This window comes from Bacillus sp. FSL R5-0709 (assembly GCF_038004785.1).
GTDB classification, from domain to species: domain Bacteria; phylum Bacillota; class Bacilli; order Bacillales; family Bacillaceae_G; genus Bacillus_A; species Bacillus_A mycoides.
Genome location: NZ_JBBORT010000001.1, coordinates 2,229,987 through 2,248,010, shown reverse-complemented (window position 1 = coordinate 2,248,010; position 18,024 = coordinate 2,229,987). Strand labels below are relative to the sequence as shown.

General features: G+C 33.5%; 18 protein-coding genes. 8 read left to right on the top strand and 10 right to left on the bottom strand.

Annotated features, from left to right (window positions below):
* The first annotated feature begins 189 nt into the window (after positions 1-189).
* Entirely contained in the window at positions 190-372 is a 183-nt protein-coding gene (locus tag MKX37_RS11505) for a DUF4021 domain-containing protein (protein WP_002012828.1), read from the top strand.
* 48 nt (positions 373-420) lie between these two features.
* On the opposite strand, the gene MKX37_RS11500 is transcribed toward MKX37_RS11505, so the two are convergent.
* On the bottom strand, positions 421-2,658 hold the full coding sequence (locus MKX37_RS11500) for an MMPL family transporter (RefSeq protein ID WP_078422560.1): 2,238 nt from the start codon (positions 2,656-2,658) through the stop codon (positions 421-423).
* Between the two features lie 122 nt (positions 2,659-2,780).
* Between MKX37_RS11500 and MKX37_RS11495 the strand changes: the two genes are divergently transcribed.
* Positions 2,781-3,404, top strand: coding sequence for a TetR/AcrR family transcriptional regulator (locus MKX37_RS11495; RefSeq protein ID WP_002127328.1), 624 nt, complete (start codon positions 2,781-2,783; stop codon positions 3,402-3,404).
* A 126-nt stretch (positions 3,405-3,530) separates the two neighbouring features.
* Here the strand turns inward: MKX37_RS11495 and MKX37_RS11490 are convergent, their stop codons facing one another.
* Both MKX37_RS11490 and MKX37_RS11485 read right to left on the bottom strand, forming a co-directional pair.
* The gene (locus MKX37_RS11490) at positions 3,531-4,184 is read right to left on the bottom strand and encodes an MBL fold metallo-hydrolase (protein ID WP_002012823.1); all 654 of its coding nucleotides are present in this window, start codon (positions 4,182-4,184) and stop codon (positions 3,531-3,533) included.
* A gap of 82 nt (positions 4,185-4,266) precedes the next feature.
* Complete coding sequence (locus MKX37_RS11485; RefSeq protein WP_002127326.1) at positions 4,267-4,674, bottom strand: GNAT family N-acetyltransferase; 408 nt, start codon at positions 4,672-4,674, stop codon at positions 4,267-4,269.
* A 681-nt stretch (positions 4,675-5,355) separates the two neighbouring features.
* Here MKX37_RS11485 and MKX37_RS11480 point away from each other — a divergent pair.
* Both MKX37_RS11480 and MKX37_RS11475 read left to right on the top strand, forming a co-directional pair.
* Positions 5,356-5,796, top strand: a complete 441-nt coding sequence (locus MKX37_RS11480; RefSeq protein WP_002127325.1) for a MarR family winged helix-turn-helix transcriptional regulator — start codon at positions 5,356-5,358, stop codon at positions 5,794-5,796.
* Positions 5,797-5,841: 45 nt separating this feature from the next.
* The gene (locus MKX37_RS11475) at positions 5,842-6,663 is read left to right on the top strand and encodes a class I SAM-dependent methyltransferase (RefSeq protein WP_002127323.1); all 822 of its coding nucleotides are present in this window, start codon (positions 5,842-5,844) and stop codon (positions 6,661-6,663) included.
* Positions 6,664-7,039: 376 nt separating this feature from the next.
* Here MKX37_RS11475 and MKX37_RS11470 read toward each other — a convergent pair whose 3' ends face one another.
* The 5 genes from MKX37_RS11470 to MKX37_RS11450 all read right to left on the bottom strand — a co-directional run bounded on the left by MKX37_RS11470 (position 7,040) and on the right by MKX37_RS11450 (position 9,991).
* Positions 7,040-7,543, bottom strand: coding sequence for a GNAT family N-acetyltransferase (locus MKX37_RS11470; protein WP_002012819.1), 504 nt, complete (start codon positions 7,541-7,543; stop codon positions 7,040-7,042).
* Positions 7,544-7,697: 154 nt separating this feature from the next.
* A complete protein-coding gene (locus tag MKX37_RS11465) occupies positions 7,698-8,168 on the bottom strand; it encodes a DMT family transporter (RefSeq protein ID WP_002127321.1) in 471 nt (156 codons plus the stop codon).
* Between the two features lie 19 nt (positions 8,169-8,187).
* Entirely contained in the window at positions 8,188-8,880 is a 693-nt protein-coding gene (locus MKX37_RS11460; RefSeq protein ID WP_078422460.1) for a Crp/Fnr family transcriptional regulator, read from the bottom strand.
* A gap of 18 nt (positions 8,881-8,898) precedes the next feature.
* Positions 8,899-9,324 carry a DMT family transporter gene (locus MKX37_RS11455; protein WP_003189141.1) on the bottom strand — a complete coding sequence of 142 codons (426 nt, stop codon included), beginning with the start codon at positions 9,322-9,324 and terminating at the stop codon, positions 8,899-8,901.
* Positions 9,325-9,505: 181 nt separating this feature from the next.
* Positions 9,506-9,991, bottom strand: a complete 486-nt coding sequence (locus tag MKX37_RS11450) for a hypothetical protein (RefSeq protein ID WP_002185892.1) — start codon at positions 9,989-9,991, stop codon at positions 9,506-9,508.
* A 229-nt stretch (positions 9,992-10,220) separates the two neighbouring features.
* On the opposite strand from MKX37_RS11450, the gene MKX37_RS11445 reads away from it, so the two are divergent.
* Positions 10,221-10,823: a DUF2441 domain-containing protein gene (locus MKX37_RS11445; RefSeq protein ID WP_078422461.1), complete on the top strand. Its 603-nt coding sequence runs from the start codon at positions 10,221-10,223 to the stop codon at positions 10,821-10,823.
* Positions 10,824-10,856: 33 nt separating this feature from the next.
* Complete coding sequence (locus tag MKX37_RS11440; protein ID WP_002165856.1) at positions 10,857-11,798, top strand: nucleoside hydrolase; 942 nt, start codon at positions 10,857-10,859, stop codon at positions 11,796-11,798.
* A 187-nt stretch (positions 11,799-11,985) separates the two neighbouring features.
* On the opposite strand, the gene MKX37_RS11435 is transcribed toward MKX37_RS11440, so the two are convergent.
* Together MKX37_RS11435 and MKX37_RS11430 are read right to left on the bottom strand one after the other, a co-directional pair.
* Positions 11,986-12,852: an MBL fold metallo-hydrolase gene (locus MKX37_RS11435; protein WP_033730092.1), complete on the bottom strand. Its 867-nt coding sequence runs from the start codon at positions 12,850-12,852 to the stop codon at positions 11,986-11,988.
* A gap of 383 nt (positions 12,853-13,235) precedes the next feature.
* Positions 13,236-14,549: a hemolysin family protein gene (locus MKX37_RS11430; RefSeq protein ID WP_002189551.1), complete on the bottom strand. Its 1,314-nt coding sequence runs from the start codon at positions 14,547-14,549 to the stop codon at positions 13,236-13,238.
* A gap of 525 nt (positions 14,550-15,074) precedes the next feature.
* Here MKX37_RS11430 and MKX37_RS11425 point away from each other — a divergent pair.
* Positions 15,075-15,422, top strand: a complete 348-nt coding sequence (locus MKX37_RS11425) for an ArsR/SmtB family transcription factor (RefSeq protein ID WP_002109853.1) — start codon at positions 15,075-15,077, stop codon at positions 15,420-15,422.
* 1 nt (position 15,423) lies between these two features.
* Positions 15,424-17,925 carry a heavy metal translocating P-type ATPase gene (locus MKX37_RS11420; RefSeq protein ID WP_078422462.1) on the top strand — a complete coding sequence of 834 codons (2,502 nt, stop codon included), beginning with the start codon at positions 15,424-15,426 and terminating at the stop codon, positions 17,923-17,925.
* Positions 17,926-18,024: the final 99 nt, after the last annotated feature.

Below are 18,024 nucleotides of genomic sequence, written 5' to 3'. Positions count from 1 at the left end.
CTAAAATTTTATTTTTATTTTAGAAGGCTAACTTTCTTGTTTTCACCACACTTGTTCACTCCTTACAGTTTAAATTTAATACTAAGCTTTTTATTTAACTATATAACATCTGCAGAAATTCGTTCACATATTTCTGGAAATCCATCCACATACTATTAATAAATCAAATGACGTTTGGAGGATTCAAACATGAATGACAAAAATGTAAATAAAAAAGAAAATGTTATCGAAAACACTACATCTATTCAAAATAATAATACTGCAAATCTTAATATCGAAGAACAAGCAATGAACGGCTTATATGGAATGCCCGAAACAACCATTGAAGATGCTGATCACGTTGTAACTGATGATTTGACTTCAAAAAATTAATGAACTACATAGAAAAGAGCCAAGGAAAATATCCTTGGCTCTTCTCTATTATATATCCAATTTTTTTACTTTTTCTCTCTTTTTAGAAAGTTTCCCTGGCCAAAAAGCAAAGCGGCCTAAAACGACTGTAATCGCAGGTACAAGCAGTGGTCTTACAATAAATGTATCTAGCAATACACCGATTGCTGTCACAATACCGAATTGAACTAAAACTTGAATTGGCAATGTACCTAATACTGCAAATGTTCCTGCTAAAATTAAACCTGCGGATGTAATTACACTACCTGTTTGTATAACACCATTTTTAACTGATTCTAAATGATTTTGTTTCTTTTTATTCTTCCATATTTCTGAAACCATAAAGATATTATAATCTTCCCCTAAGGCAACTAAAAATACGAATGCATATAACGGTATCGCACCTTGTATCGCGGGAGCTCCCATACCGAAATGCAGTAAAATCCAGCCTGCTCCTAATGCAGAGAAGAAAGATAAAACGACAGTTACAATTAAGTAAATCATCGCAACGATTGAACGTAAATACACGAGTAAAAGTAAAGCGATGATACTAATCATAACCGGAATAATAACCGCTTCATCCCGTTCAGTAATTTGCTTTGTATCATATAAGGAAGCTGTTTCTCCGCCAATCCATAAATGATTCTCAGCTTGACTAATTCCTTCATCTTTTAATACCTTTTCTACACTATTTTTCAATTTAGGGATTTGATCTAATGCTTCAATTGAGTATGGGTTTTCCACTAAAGAAACTTCATACATTTGCAATTGATTATTTTCTTTTCCCTTCATTGGCTCTTTCACTTTATTAACAAAAGATAATTTCTCTATTTCTTGTTTAATAGGTAAATCTTTTCCCTTTGAATCAACTACAATCTTTACTGGCGCTAATTCTCCAGCTGAAAAATGATCCGTAATTAATGTAAATCCTTCGCGTGATGGCATATCTTTCGGGAATGATTCTAATAAGTCGTACGTGTATTGAATACGCGGTACAAATGAAGCCAAGCCTCCTAATAAAAATACGGTTAGCATAATAATTGTCCACGGTTTACGTACAACAATATCCCCAAGTTTTTGACTAAAGAACCCTTTAGTATTTTTTACTTTTACTACTTTCTTTTTCTTTTTCTTTCTTGCAAACTCTTCATTCATTTCAGCTGTTCTCGGTATGAACGGGAAAAATGCAACTCTACCGAAAATTAATAATAATGCTGGAAGAATCGTTAAAGCAGCGATTCCCATAATGAAAACAGCCACACTAAATGGAACTGCGAATCGATGAAAAGCTCCATAATGAGCAAGTAATAACGTTCCTAACCCTAATACTACAGTAAGTGCACTCATTATAATTGCTCCACCTGATGCTTTTATCGCAAGTTGCAATGCTTTATACTTACTTTCTTCTTCTAGCAAGTACTCTTTATATCTTGAAATAAGAAATAAACAATAGTCCGTTCCTGCTCCAAACAGTAAGACAGTCATAATCGATATAGCCTGTGCATCTACTTTAATCCATCCATTGTCTGCTAAAAAGCCCAGTGTCGGACTGATAATTCCGTATGCAAAACCAACAACGAGTAAAGGTAAAATTGCTAAAATTGGTGAACGGTACAGTAAAATTAATAAAACCAATACTAGTAGTACAGTAGCAACTAATAATTTCACATCAGCTTGACTAAATAAACTTACCGCATCCGTTTGAATACCTACAGGTCCAGATAATCGAACATGTAAACCAGAGTCGGTAATTTTTTGTTTGAACGGATCTTCATCCACTTTACTATTCACTATTTTTCGTAACTCTTCTAAATTACCTTTTAATATATCCGTTCCAGCAGATTTATTAAAAAATATTGGTGTGACAAATGATGTACCATCTTTTGATCCACTTTTTGATAATACTTGCTCTGGAATTGTATCAAATGGTGGTAACAATGATTGTTCTTTTAAAGGGTCCGTTTTTAACTCTTTATAAACGTCCTGTATTAATTTGTAGTCTTTTGACTCTAATCCACCATCCCGATGCCATACAACTAACAACGGGTTTCCTGCATTATTAGGAAATTCTTTTTTCATAAGTGCTTCAGCTTGCTGTGACATAGCTGTTTCAGGTAAATTTTTCGGATTCGGTTCTTTCGTACTGTTTACTTGTGGTAACGTAAATGAAAGTACTAATGTAATAAGAATCCATACCGATAAAGTTATCCATTGCGTATTCTTCCCTGCTACAAGCCTCCCTAACATATGTAACGGGTGCTTTTTCATAAAACCCCACCTTCCTTTTTTCCTCCAATATTAATTATATATACTGGTCGGTTAATTAATCAAGAATGATTAAAAAATTATGTTATAATTATCTCAATAATAAATGTCAGGAGCGAATGTATTTGGATCAAAAACAACGTCCTCTCGGAAGGCCTCGTCAAAATAAAAATACAAAGTCTACAAAAGAAATCATTTTAGAAGTTGCAACTAGGTTATTTCTCACTCAAAGTTATCAAGTTGTTTCAATGGATGAGGTCGCGAAAGAATGTGGAGTTACAAAAGCAACTGTCTACTATTACTACTCAACAAAAGCTGATCTATTTACCGCTACTATGATTCAAATGATGGTGCGCATAAGAGAAAATATGGATCAAATACTCTCTACGAATAAAACTTTGGAAGAAAGATTATTGAACTTTGCTACAGTATACTTACACGCAACGATGGATATTGATATGAATAATTTTATGAAAGATGCAAAACTTTCTTTATCTGAAGAGCAATTAAAGGAATTAAAAAATGCCGAGGATAACATGTATGAAGTGTTGGAAAAAGCGCTAGATAACGCAATTCTCCTTGGAGAAATTCCTAAAGGAAATCCTAAATTTGCTGCCCATGCTTTCGTCGCTTTATTATCAATCGGGAATTTTAAAGATGAGAATCACAATCCTACTCTTGCAAATATAGATGAATTAGCAAAAGAAATCGTTTCGTTTTATTGGAATGGATTAAGTCATCAAAATTAAATTGATTATATTTAATAAAGAGCACATTTGAAATTCCTTCAAACATGCTCTTTATTAATTTAAGGGTTTTATTTATATACTAGCAATTAAATTATACTTTAGCACTGATTAACAAAAAATTCTTATCTATAGCTCTTGAATTTGTGCATTTATATTCCCCTTACTTAATCCACCATGGTAACAAACTACAGAATCAATTTCTAGATTTAAATACTTCTTCAAAGAATTTTGCGCTTCTTTTATATCCAAAGTAGTTGGGGCATGAATTCCACCTAAAATTCCGTTTACGCTATACATTGAATCCCCAGCGATAAGAGTTTTACTTTGTCTCAAATATAAACTAATATGACCAGGAGTGTGCCCTGGGGTATGAATAATAAGAATACCACCGCAATATGGAAGTTCTTGGCCGTCAACCAAAGTATCATCCACTTTTCCTTTCGGAGGATTCTGTACTTGTGCATCCTTCAACAAAGGTAACTCCCCCTCGATATACGGCTTATCTAGATCGTGAGCATAGACTTTTATATTACTTCCACAGTTTTGTAATAGTTCAGGAAGACTACCTATATGATCTATATCTTGATGCGTCAAAATCACGGCTTTTAGTTTATCAAACGATACTCCAACCTTCCCCATCTCTATTCGTATATCTTCAATTTGTCCAGGAAATCCAGTATCTATTAAAACTGCCATTTCATCATCCCATAAAAGAATTGGGTGAATAATATACTCTTGAAATTCAAGATGTAACATCTCTACCCCTTTAGCAATCTCCATAACATTATTCTCCTTTATAACGAAATTTTTGAAATCTAAAAATTGGCCTGATAAACAAGTAATTCTAAATTACAAAGCCCCGCTATCGTTTAATATGTTTCGTCATACCAATCGAAAATCCCTCAAATCCAATTGATTCATAGTAAGATTTTAAATCTTCAACACACATAAGTTGTGGAATAACTCGTTTTTGTTCACAGTGCCGGATTAATCGTTCCACTATTTCCTTTCCAACGCCCATGGACTGATACTCTGGCATTACACATACACCGCAAATAATGCCCGTTATTACACCATCTGATATTACTCGTCCCATCCCAATTAATTGTTGCTCTTTAAAAGCATATATCACATACCAACTTTGTTTACACATTTGCTCTAACTCATTAACCGATAATTCAAGAGAATTCCATCCTAAAGATTCATACATAGTTAATAATTCATTGAAATCTTTAGGGGGTTCAATCGTGTAATTTAAAATAGTTTTCATGTAAATACTCCTTATCATCCTTTTTGTTTTTATTCCATAAAATTTTTGACCGTCGTTAAACTGACTAGAACAATACTTCAATAAAAAAAAATGAAACTCCTTCTCTTTAAAAACATAAGCTTAATAAGATTGGTACCATATATATTTCTCTATTTAATATTTGTTTAATATTTGTTTAATATATCAACTAATGGTGAGTATAAAATATATACATTTCAACCATCACCAAATACTGAATCTAAATTACAATTATACGAAAAAGAAGATATCTCATCTTTGTGAGATACCTTCTTTTATATCAATCCATCATTATATTATCAACCAAAAATCATACAGCTACATACGATAAGAACAAACAAAACTAATAAACTATTTGAGAAATAACCCATAGAATACTACCCCTTTATTTCATTATGTAAAAGATTTTACCATAAAATTATTAATAGTATAATGACTGAAAAAGACATTGGCTTCATTAGTTTTTTATGTATAAAGTAATATTTTATAATCTTTCTACTCACCGCTCATAAAAAACTTTAACTTTTCCTCTACTGCATCTCTCACGATTTAAATAACATTGATATTAGTAAATAAACAATTACTAATATCAATGTTATTATTTGATTTTAAGTAAAAATAGTAATAAAATAATTACTAAATTGATAAAGGACACGAAAAATAATGACTAATAAAGAATTAATAAACGAATACATGAATTTATTATTAAATATGTCAGGTACTTTCAAATTATTATCAGAGAAATCCACTGAATTTACACATTTAGAGCAACACATAGTTGAGTATATTGCCCAGCAAAAAGTCGCTGTAAATTTAAAAATGATTGCTAGTTATTTAAACATACCTAAACAACAATTAAGTGTAACCGTTCGTAATTTAGAGCAAAACGGATACATTGTAAAAAAACAAGATACAGTAGATAAACGAGCTGTTTTAATTTCCTTAACAGATAAAGCTGAAAAAGTACATTATGAAAGATGGAAACAAATTTATAATAATTTCACTAGTAATCTTGAAAAACTCAGTGAAGAAGATCAACGTGATTTAACTTACGGACTGTATAAAACAAATAAAATGCTATCAAAAATGCTAAATAACGACTAATCATATATATATGATATTTTTTTATTATTAAATGGAGGACGTTTCATGGTTAAAGAAATAGATTTACAATCAGTTCAAAGTACTATGCTTATTCCACTATGGGGACGAGCATATGGTAGTGAGAAAAACAAGGATATTTTAGATGATACGGAAGCTATTCGGATTATTAAAGAATGCGACTTTGATTTCTCTAAAATAGCAGATACATTTGGCGAATATGGATGTATCACTTACATTACCCGTGCAAGAAAAATAGACGATACTATTAAACAATTTATTAGAAAACATCCGAATGCTACTATAGTAAATATCGGTTCTGGACTAGACACTACTTTTTCAAGAATTGATAACGGTACCCTACAGTGGTATAACCTTGATTTGCCTGATGCGATCGCTTTCCGCAAAACATTAATTGAAGATACACCACGAAATATAAGCATTGCCAAATCATTTTTTGACACTTCTTGGTTCAACGATATAAAATATGATCCAAAAGACGGTATTCTTTTTATATCAGCAGGTGTGTTTTATTACTTTAAAGAAGAAGAACTGAAGGAGATATTTGTCGCTATGGCAAAACGTTTTCCTGGAGGAGAGTTATATTTTGATGCCGAATCAAAGTTCGCACTGACACTTTCGAATGCTACTGTAAAAAAATCTGGTAATAACGGCGCTATGATGTATTTTTACGTAAATAATCCAAAGACAATAGAAAAGTGGTCTTCTAACATAAAAATATTAAGCTGCTCCCCTTTCTTTAAATATATACCTACAAATAAAGATTGGGATGGAAGTACACGAATTATGATGCGGATTGTAAATTTAATAAAGATGTTGAAGTTCGTTCATATACGGTTTGAAAAATGATAAATCTATAGCTTATATATTAATCATATATAAAAGAAGACCTCTATTTTATTAAATTCATATAATAATCTATAGGATAGTTAGTCCATTATGAGGGCTAACTATCCTTTTTTATTTACATAATGAATGAAATAAGTAAACAATAAATATTTAGTTTAATCAGTATAATAAAGATATATAACTTGAAACGTTCGATTGGTTTTTTGGGGAGGGCATAGCCTCGGTGCGAAGGCAACACTCCGCTTTCGAGGACATGCTTCAGTTATAGTTTGTCACTATTTGAATTATAAATCAGTTATTTTATCTTTATCTGGATTCTTGCCCAAACTAATGACCTCTTCTCCTTTTCAATAGTTTCGAGTTAGGTCCGGGATTTCTAAAGGTCGCGTACGTTCCAAACAATCTCACCGCGCTCGTCCCACGTACTGTGATGCCTCTTAAATCCTATCTTTTCTAACACCCGGAAGGACGCAACATTCCAAGCGCCTACAGTCGACCAAAGTCTGTGGCGCCCCGTAGCAATCGCAGCGTCCAGCACAACAGATGCTGCCTCAGTCGCATAGCCTTTGCCATGAGCACTGCGGAACAACTCGTATGCGATCTCCGGCTCTTCCAGTGTGGAACGACCGATAATCAAGCCACAGTATCCGATGAAATCACCTTCGTCTCGTCGGCGAATAGTGAGAAGGGAAATGCCATTTTCGCCTGCTCTCTTACGCATCTCTATAAGCATGCTACGAACGGCGTCAAGGGTTGGCATATCCACACCACGTTCGCCAATTAATTTTCTCATCCAGACTGAATCGGATTCCTCCCACATACTCAGATCAAGTCGTTCAGTTTTCAGCTGGAACTCCATAGCTTTAAATAAAGCTGTCATAGTGGAAACCTCCTAGTTATGTCACTGCACTCATAATATAATGTACACCATCTTCCAACATGTACTGAATCACTTATTTTCTCTCCTTATCGCTCATTTACTACCACCTAAATGTATATGTTCTAATTATTAACACCTTTTTCCTTTAAATTCTTTAGGCCCTATCCTCATTTATAGTAATAGCTTTCTTATTCGAAAAAAAATTTTTAAAAATTCCTACCCCTACAATTAATAGACCTATACCAATTAATTTATTTATTTGTATAGGTACTCTCTCCATTCCAAACAATCCAAATGTATCAACACATAATGCAACAACTAATTGAGTAATAAGGCTAATGAGCACCGTATAAGCTGGACCTAAACTCTTTATTGCACCCATTATACAAATAATTAATCCGATACCAAACAATCCACTTATATAAAATAAATAATTTGCAGTATAAAAGTTAACGCTTATACTTTTCTCTGTAATGATATGAAATAAAACAGAACTTATGAGACCTATTCCAAGAACACATGCAGTTGTTAACCACTGTCCTACAATTTCATTCACTTTCGTATTAAAAACAGATTGTAAGCTAATTAATATTCCAGCTAATATAGCTAAACTAAATCCAATCATAACCCTTCTCTCCCTTTCATTACTCATATATATTATCTTTAGCAACTTCCTTCATTCTAGAAAAATCTTTAATTACAATAACTCCATTATTCTTTTCAATTAATTTTTCACTATAAAATTTTTGTAAAACTCGAATTACATGCCTATAACTTACACCTATAAAATCTGTAATACTTGATACAGAAGTTGAATCTAAATCCTCTTTATACATATTCCCATTACTATCCGTTGAAATCGAAAGTAAATAACTAGCTACACGTACTTCTACCGGATAAAGTAAATTTAGAGCTGTAAAACGAGTCGATATTTTTAACGTGTTCGCAATGTTTTCAAGCAAGAACTTCATAAATATAGGATCATGTAATAACTTATTTCTAATAACTGTATTAGAAATGGAGATTGCTACAACATCTGAACAAGCTTCAACAACATTATGTGCTTTGCTATTTTGTATTAATTCAATATCACCAACAATTGCTAATGGATTGATAAAGCGAAGGATTAGTTTCTTTCCTTCTGGTGTAATCATGTAAACTTTTACTTTTCCTTTAATAACAAAATATAAACGATGAATTTCATCATCTTTATCGCAAATAAGCTTGCCTTTTTCAAAATGATTTACTTGAAAACTGTCAGTACTTATTCCTGAAAAAATTTCAAGTATATTATAAGCTTTCAAATATTGAATAATTAAGTCTGATTTATTATCCACTTACAGTCCCTTCTTTCCTTACATATTAAACACAAAAATACCTAAAATCATTACTATTGTCCCCACAATATGGTATCTCTCCATTTGTATCTTTTTTATATGAAATAATCCTTTCATTTCAATAACAGTAGCTGTTAATAATTGAGCAACCATAAGTGTTCCAGCTGTTAATGTAACTCCCATTGAATATATCGCCATTGTTTCCGCACAAATAATCAACCCACCAAGTGCGCCAGCTGCTAAATATACTTTTTTTACACCCTTTAAATCCGTTACTTTCTCTTCTTTCTTTAACAAAAATATAGTTGTTGCAATAAGAAACCCAATTAAATGCGTAATAATACTCGTCGACCATATACCGATATCTGAACTAAGTTTCGCATTAAACGTACCTTGAAGTGTAATGAATACTCCTCCAAAAACTGAAAGTAAAATACCTTTCAAAAAAATCATCTCCTAATCTTCTATCTATGATTTAATTAAAAGCTACAATACTACAACGACAAAAGGACAAATGTCACATCGATATGAAAATAATTAGTAATGTACACGAAAAAACACATCTCAAAATATGTGAGATGTGTTTAAAATATTTAATCCATATATAATATTTTATTAATTAAAACTACGCTACATTAACAGCTTTATTCTTCAAAACAAACTTTCCAAATAAGAAACGTACAAGAGGTCCCATTATTATTAATTGAAGTGGGTACGCCATAATGAAATTTTTAATGAAAATCGAGAAATAAATTGAAGCGAATGAGTCACCATGTAACCCATTATGTAAATACATCATAGCCATTCCGTAAAATGACATAAAGAATACCATTCCGATTACCATTGTTGTTGCCATCGCAATAATCATGTTTACTTTTTTTGATTTATCAAATGGTAATGCAAATACAATCTTTTTCGCACACGGTCCTACGATACATATTTCAATTAATAGCGCAATAATAAATCCAATTATTAGTTCTAATGCGATCTCCTTAATATGAATTGGCCCTCCTGCTCCATTCATTAATAAATTGTAAAACGTCATAACGATAACCATCCCGAGGCACATCATCATACCAAATTGGAGGTTTTCCTTTCTTGTTGTTGGCAATTTTCATCATCCCTTCTCTTTGAGTCTTTGTCATTATATCGATATTGGAAACTCCTTCGTAAGTGAACATTTTGTGAACATTTTTAAAGCGTTTACGTGCATTTCTTCCACTCTTCACTCCAATCCTCCCACTTTATAACTTTTTACTTACAAAGGTTTTATATATTTTGATGTCGAATTATTAAATTTAATATTGAATTATATGATAATTACTACTAGGAGGATAACCGTGAATAAAGCAGAATTTTACGCATATCACATCGTTACAAGGAAAACAATGAGTATCGGACAAATCATTCACTTTGACAAAAATCAAACTAATACCCTCTATCACTTCTTTTTTGAAAGAGAACAATTAAATTCTAATGATGAAGACTCCATTCAAATTTTAAAAAGGCATTATATCAATGAGGAATTACATATAAATAATGAAAATGCTAAAGTAGTTCTGAATTATATAGATCAAACAATTAGAGCGGTTAGAGAAACTATTGTAGAAATGGTTAGACTGCAAGAATTTCCTGAATATCCCTCAAGGTTGTCTTGCTTATATGCTTCCAAAAGCTATGAGGATGCTTTGAAATGGAAAGCGCTATTTGATTCTTATAATCGAGAAGTTTTGCAGATTGTTAAACTACGAGTAATCGGAAGTTCTTTTGAAGGTGATGGAAACCTTTTGCCGAAAGAAGATGGTATTCCTTTCGCTCAAAAAATGGAACAAGCTAGAGAGTATTGGAAAGGAAACGTTAGAAATGAACTTCCTGAGTTACTGATTAATGGGAGAATTGAAGTGGTGGAAATTATTGATGATTTTTCATCAATTAAAATTTAATTCCTGGTTAAATTTTAAAGAATGGAGATTAAAATGATGAAAAAAGTGTACTTCAATCATGATGGTGGTGTAGATGATTTAATATCACTATTTTTACTACTCCAGATGGAAAATGTAGAACTTACAGGTGTTTCAGTTATTCCTGCAGATTGTTATTTAGAACCAGCAATGTCTGCCAGTCGTAAAATTATAGATCGCTTCGGCAAAAATAATATTGAGGTAGCAGCGTCCAACTCTCGTGGAAAAAACCCATTTCCAAAAGAATGGCGGATGCATGCATTTTATGTAGATGCTTTACCAATTTTAAATGAGTTTGGGAAAGTTGTTACACCTGCATCAAAAAAACCTGCACATCATCATATAATAGAGACTCTTCTACAAACTGATGGAAAAACAACTTTATTATTTACAGGGCCCCTGACTGACCTTGCTCGTGCACTATATGAATCTCCAATAATCGAAGATAAAATTGAACGTCTCGTTTGGATGGGCGGTACATTTCGTACTGCAGGCAATGTACATGAGCCAGAACATGACGGAACAGCCGAGTGGAATTCATTTTGGGATCCCGAAGCAGTAGCTCGTGTTTGGAATGCTAATATAATCATTGATTTAGTAACTCTAGAAAGTACAAACCAGGTTCCGCTAACTATAGACATACGTGAACAGTGGGCAAAAGAGCGTAAGTATATTGGTGTTGATTTCCTTGGTCAATGCTATGCAATGGTTCCCCCTCTCGTTCACTTCTCAACGAACTCTACTTACTATTTGTGGGATGTATTAACCGCTGCCTTTGCTGGGAAAGCTGATCTTGCAAAGGTACAAGCGATTAAAAGTATTGTTCATACATACGGACCTAGTCAAGGACGTACAGTGGCAACTGATGATGGGCGACCTGTAAATGTCGTTTATGATGTAAAACGTGATGTATTTTTCAACTATATAACTGAATTAGCAAAGAAAGCTTCTACTTGAAATTCTATCTATACGAAAAATAAATAAAGTCGTATAACTTCAGATGATGAGCCTGCAAAAAAATTCAAATTGGTTGCGACTTAATATTTACTTATTAAAAGGAGTATTGAATTAACTTTCAATACTCTTTTTGTGCAATTATATTATATTTGATCAAAATAAGCGTTAATTTGATTAGAGTTGTATTTTACAGATTATTCATTTCATAACCATTTACAAAAAACGTTATTGTTTCTAATTCATCTTCATTTAATTCTCTATCTATGTCTCGTTTATACGATGCCTTTATCTTCTCTTCATCGCCTTTATGAGTTTCCGTATAAGTTCCTACTGTTTTTAGCAAATGAATTTCTTGTAAAAACTCATCCCGATTTATAGCTGTCCCATGGGAAAGAATATATGTCTCAGCATCAAATTCCTCTAATTCTTGTATCAGTTTAAACGTTCGTTTCGTTGTATAGTTCCGCTTTGCAGAAAAGATATCTGCATATATACAGTCTCCTAAAAACAAAATCTTTTCTTCTTTAATATAAATGACAACAGAGTCATGTGAATGGTCTCCGCCCACATGCTCTAACACACATGTCACATCACCAAGGTCTAATTCAAGTTGTTTCTGAAAGGTTAAGGACGGCGGAAGAATTTGAATATTTCTTGGTTTTTCACTGAACTCTTTTTTTATACAGTCCGCACAAAATTCAATTTCTGTACCCTCTTTCACTCGTGCGTCCAATGCCTCATCCGACCACTCATAAGAAACAAGTGTGTTCATCTCTTTTTTTGTTTCAAAATGTGCGATAGACAATGCATTTTGTAATACAGGCAATCCAAAAATATGATCCCAGTGCCAATGCGTTAATGCTACAAAATCAGGATTTGAGATATTTTGCTCTTTTAGCATTTCTAAAAACAATTGTGTATGTGCTTCTGAATTACCTGCATCTATCATCAAAGTCTTTTCTTTTCCAACTACCATTCCTAAGATAGGTCTATCAGTCTCGGAAACAGGTGTCATATACCAAAATGCGTTTCCTATTTTTTTAATTTGCTGCATAACTATTGCCTCCATTTTATGACTGTATAAAAATTTCCAGCCGAGAATTTCCTTTATTTTGATTACTAGTAAATAACAATGTCAGAAATGAAATCATTCTACATTTTTTATTATCTAGTGAAATACAAATACTAATTTTAACAAGGGAATCCTTTCTCAACATTTGTTACTTTTAATCTATTTTACGCTACGAATTTACATTTAAATTATATTACAATTTGTATAAATGAGATACATTTTACAATATCGAAGGGGTGTTGAACCTGGAATGCAAAGGAAACAATCATTCCCTATTTCGGTAATGTGTTAACAGGTAAAGAGTTGATCAATCAATGAATTTAATGAGGATGGCTACCATGTATCAGCTGAATAAAAAGCAGCAACTATACAGTTGCTGCTTCCAACATTTCTTTTTGTATTTCAACACGTTTGATTTGGTGAGGGTCTTTAGAAAGAATTTTAAATGCATATCCTTCGCTATTCACTGTTTGCCCTTCCTGGATATCATAATTCTGCATCAGAATCCAACCACCAATCGTGTCAACATCACTATCATTCATATGTAATCCTAGTAAATCATTTAATTCACTAATTAATACTTTACCTTCTACGACAACATGACCTTCCTTCATTTGTTGGATGGGAGGACGCTCATCTTCATCGTATTCATCACGGATTTCTCCTACAATCTCTTCCAGAATATCCTCAATGGTTACAATACCAGCCGTACCGCCGTATTCATCATATAACACAGCCAACGGAATACGTTTCTTTTGCATTTGTAGTAAAAGATTATGTATTGGTATGGTCTCAATTACTTCAATTACTGGACGCGTATACGATTGAATAGAACTGAATTCTTTTGCTTCCTTATTCATATAACGGATAAAGAAATCTTTCACATTCACCATACCAATGATTTCATCTTTATCTTCCCCAAATACTGGGTAACGTGTGTACTTTTCATCACGGATTATTTTCATATGGTCTGCTAAAGAATTATCTACATGTAGCCCTATAATTTCTGTACGAGGGACCATGATTTCTTTCGCAATACGATTGTCAAATTCAAAAATATTATTTACATATTTGTATTCAGCTTGATTAATTTCTCCACGTTCATAACTTTCAGAAAGAATCAATCGTAATTCTTCTTCTGTATGTGCTACATCATGCTCTGATGCAGGTTTTAAGCCGAACATTCCTGTTATCATCCTTGCAGAGCCATTTAACAAGCGAATAAACGGATACATGATTTTGTAGAACCAGATAAGCGGAGCCGAAAGTAATAAAGTAACCTTCTCAGCCTTTTGAATCGCAAATGTTTTTGGTGCTAACTCACCAACTACAACATGTAAGTACGTCATTATAGTAAAAGCAATTCCTAAAGATAATACACCTGCAATAGAAGGATTAATGTTCCACTTATCAAATAAAGGATGTAAAAGTCTCTCAATCGTTGGTTCACCTAGTGCCCCGAGGCCCATTGCTGTAACTGTAATCCCTAATTGACAAGCTGACAAATATTCATCCAAGTTTGATGTCACTTTCTTAGCTGCCAGCGCACCCTTCTTTCCTTCTAATACAAATTGATCAATCTTTGATCCTCTTACTTTTACAATAGCAAACTCAATTGCCACGAAAAATGCAGTACATGCGATTAAAACCGCTACCATGATTAAATTAAATATGTCCAACTAATTCCCTTAGCTTCCTTGAAACTAAAGGATTCACCTCCTGATATATTTTCTCTTTCCATACCTACAATTTCATACACATTAACATGAGATTGTATACAATCTACATTCTCAAAATGATGAGGGGTACTCTGAGAAAATCGAGGTCATTTAGCCACCTATCCGAGTCAACATCTGAGTCCAATATATTTCCACCGCCTTGATTAAATTATCTATATGTTAGCATGAGAAATAAATCCCAGTCAATGTTTACATTTGAAATACCCTGAAAATTAAACAAAGAACTTCTCTCCCCTGTTTCCTAAAATTTCTTAATGCGTGCACCAAACACTATAACATACCCTTCGCTTCCACTAACTATATTATTTTTTATTCATTATTTACATTCCTTCTCACAGCAAAAAACAAAGCTCAGTAATTTTTATCAGACTTTTCGAAAACATTTTGACACACATATTAGCCAATGCTAATATGAATAAAGAATAAACATATTAGTTATTACTAATACGAATGGAGAGGATACGATTGTGTAACTCAAATGACTTAGATATAAAAGCCAAATTTATTCGAGGCTTTGCTGATAAAACTAGACTTCAGATTCTTCAATGTATGTTAGATGGTGAAAAAACGGTATCCGAAATTGTAGAAATCACTAAAGGAAATCAGTCAAATATCTCACAACACCTAAACTGTTTAAAAGGATGCGGCATCATCCTAGGTAGACAAGAAGGAAAGTATGTCTACTATTCTTTACGCAGTACACAAATTGAACAGTTACTTACAATGTTCGATGTTGTCTTTCATGAGGTGCAAAATGAAGTAGCATCATGTGATAAAAACGATGGTTGTTTATCTCAAAAAGGAGAGAACTGATATGACAGATAAAAAGGAGAGCGAAAAACAAACAAATTGCTGTGAAAATTCTTCCATAGCATCCACAAAAGAAGAATTAGCAACGGAAACTGCATCTTGTTGCTCTTCCAAAAAAGAGATTCCTATTGTGCCAATTGTTAAAAACACTTCTTGTTGTAATGGTGAAACCAAAACTGAAAAAGAAAAAACTACAAAAGAAACATCGTCATGTTGCTCTTCTAAAAAAGAGATTCCAATTATCCCTATTACTAAGGAAACCTCTTGCTGTAGTAGTAACAACAATTCTATTAAAACTGAAACTTGTTGTTCAGCTGAATTAGCCCTACAAAAAGAATCAATGACATCAAAATCTTCTTGCTGTAGTGATAGCTCATGTGAAGATCCATCACCTCTTCTTAATACTCAGAAAATATCAGGAGATGGCGTACAAACTTATCTTGTAGAAGGTATGGATTGCGGTGCATGCGCTTTAACAATCGAAAAGCATCTACACAACGTTTCTGGCGTAGAGGAAGTTCGAGTAAACTTCGCTACTGGAAAAATGCATATTCGTCATGACCGAAATGTGGATGACATTATAAAAGAAGTATCTAACGCAGGCTTTGAAGCCACTTTAGCTGGAGCTCGTAGAGGATCAACACCTGTTTCAAAATCAAAAAATACAACTTTGATTCTCTCAGGATTATTTTTAGCTTTAGGATTTGGAGGAAACTTTACAAACATATCCCCTCTTCTTATTACATTTCTCTATGCGGTGAGCATTGGTATTAGTGGTTATAAACCTGCTAAAAGTGCCTTTTATGCAATTAGAAGTAAATCACTCGATATGAACGTTCTCATGATATCAGCCGCTATTGGTGCCGCATTAATTGGTCAATGGCTAGAAGGCGCAACAGTTGTTTGGCTATTTGCATTAGGGGCAACGCTACAAAATAAATCTATTGAACGCACAAGAGAATCTATTCGTGGATTAATTGATTTAGCCCCATCAGAAGCTTGGGTAAAAATTGGAACTGAACTTATAAAAAAATCTGTTGATGATATTGCAGTGAATACAACGATTGTTGTAAAGCCAGGTGAAAAAATCCCATTAGACGGCACAGTTATAGGAGGTACTTCTACTGTAAACCAAGCGCCAATAACTGGTGAATCTATCCCAATCGATAAACAAATTGGCGATTCCGTATATGCAGGAACAATCAATGAAGAAGGTTCGATTGAGATTACAGTAACTAAACTTGTTGAGGATACTACATTATCTCGAATTATTCATCTTGTAGAGGAAGCACAGGAAAATAAAGCACCGACAGAAGCATTTGTAGATCGTTTCGCAAAAATCTATACACCTATCGTTTTTGTATTAGCAATTGGTGTCATGATTATCCCACCCCTTCTTGGTATGGGCGAATGGATGGAATGGATTTATAAAGGTTTAGAACTTCTTGTTGTTGCGTGTCCTTGCGCTTTAGTTATCTCAACTCCTGTTGCTATTGTATCTGCAATTGGAAATGCAGCAAGAAACGGTGTACTCATTAAAGGTGGTACAGCTCTAGAAATTGCAGGTTCTTTAAATGCTATTGCGTTTGATAAAACAGGAACATTGACTGAAGGAAAACCAAAAGTAATGCATGTACGAAGCGTAGATTGTACTGAAGATGAGTTATTATCCATCGCAGCAACAATTGAAGAATACTCTAATCATCCCATTGCAAAAGCCATTACGGCATATGCGAAAGAACACCAAACTTCTATTCAAAGTGGAACCGACTTGCGCGCCATTGTAGGAAAAGGTGCGCAAGTCACGATAGATGGCGAAACATACTACGCTGGAAATAAAGTATTATATGAAGATTTTGGAGTTTCGCTTCAAATGTGGAACGAACCAATTCAGGAAATGCAAAGAATTGGTCAAACCGTGATACTTGTCGGAACGAACAAAGTCATTTTAGGTATGATTTCAGTAGCAGATTCCATTCGTTCTACTACTTATGGAACAATTCAAGAATTAAAACGATCAGGTATTCAGGAAACTATTATGTTAACAGGAGACAATGAAGGAACAGCTGAACATATTGCACAGAAAGCAAAAATAGATCGTTATTTTGCTAACTTACTTCCAGAAGATAAAGTTCATTCTGTCAAACAACTTCAATCTGAAGGAAAAACAGTGGCTATGATTGGGGACGGCATAAATGATGCCCCTGCCCTCGCTACTGCAAACCTAGGGATTGCAATGGGCGGTGCAGGAACTGATACCGCAATGGAAACGGCAGATATTGTATTAATGGCAGATAATCTTGAAAAACTTCCTTATACAATGAAACTAAGTCGGAAAGCATTGCACATCATAAAACAAAATATTTGGTTCTCATTGATTATTAAATTTATCGCCCTTGCCTTTATCTTCCCAGGTTGGCTCACTCTTTGGATGGCTGTCCTAAGTGATACAGGCGCTGCACTTATTGTAATCCTTAACAGTATGCGTTTATTACGGAACAAATAATAAGATAAGAAGCTACTGAGTAGCTCCTTATCTTATATACAAATTGAATTAGGATGTAGAAATGTTATCATTTAGTGGGCGTTTACAAAAATAAGCGTT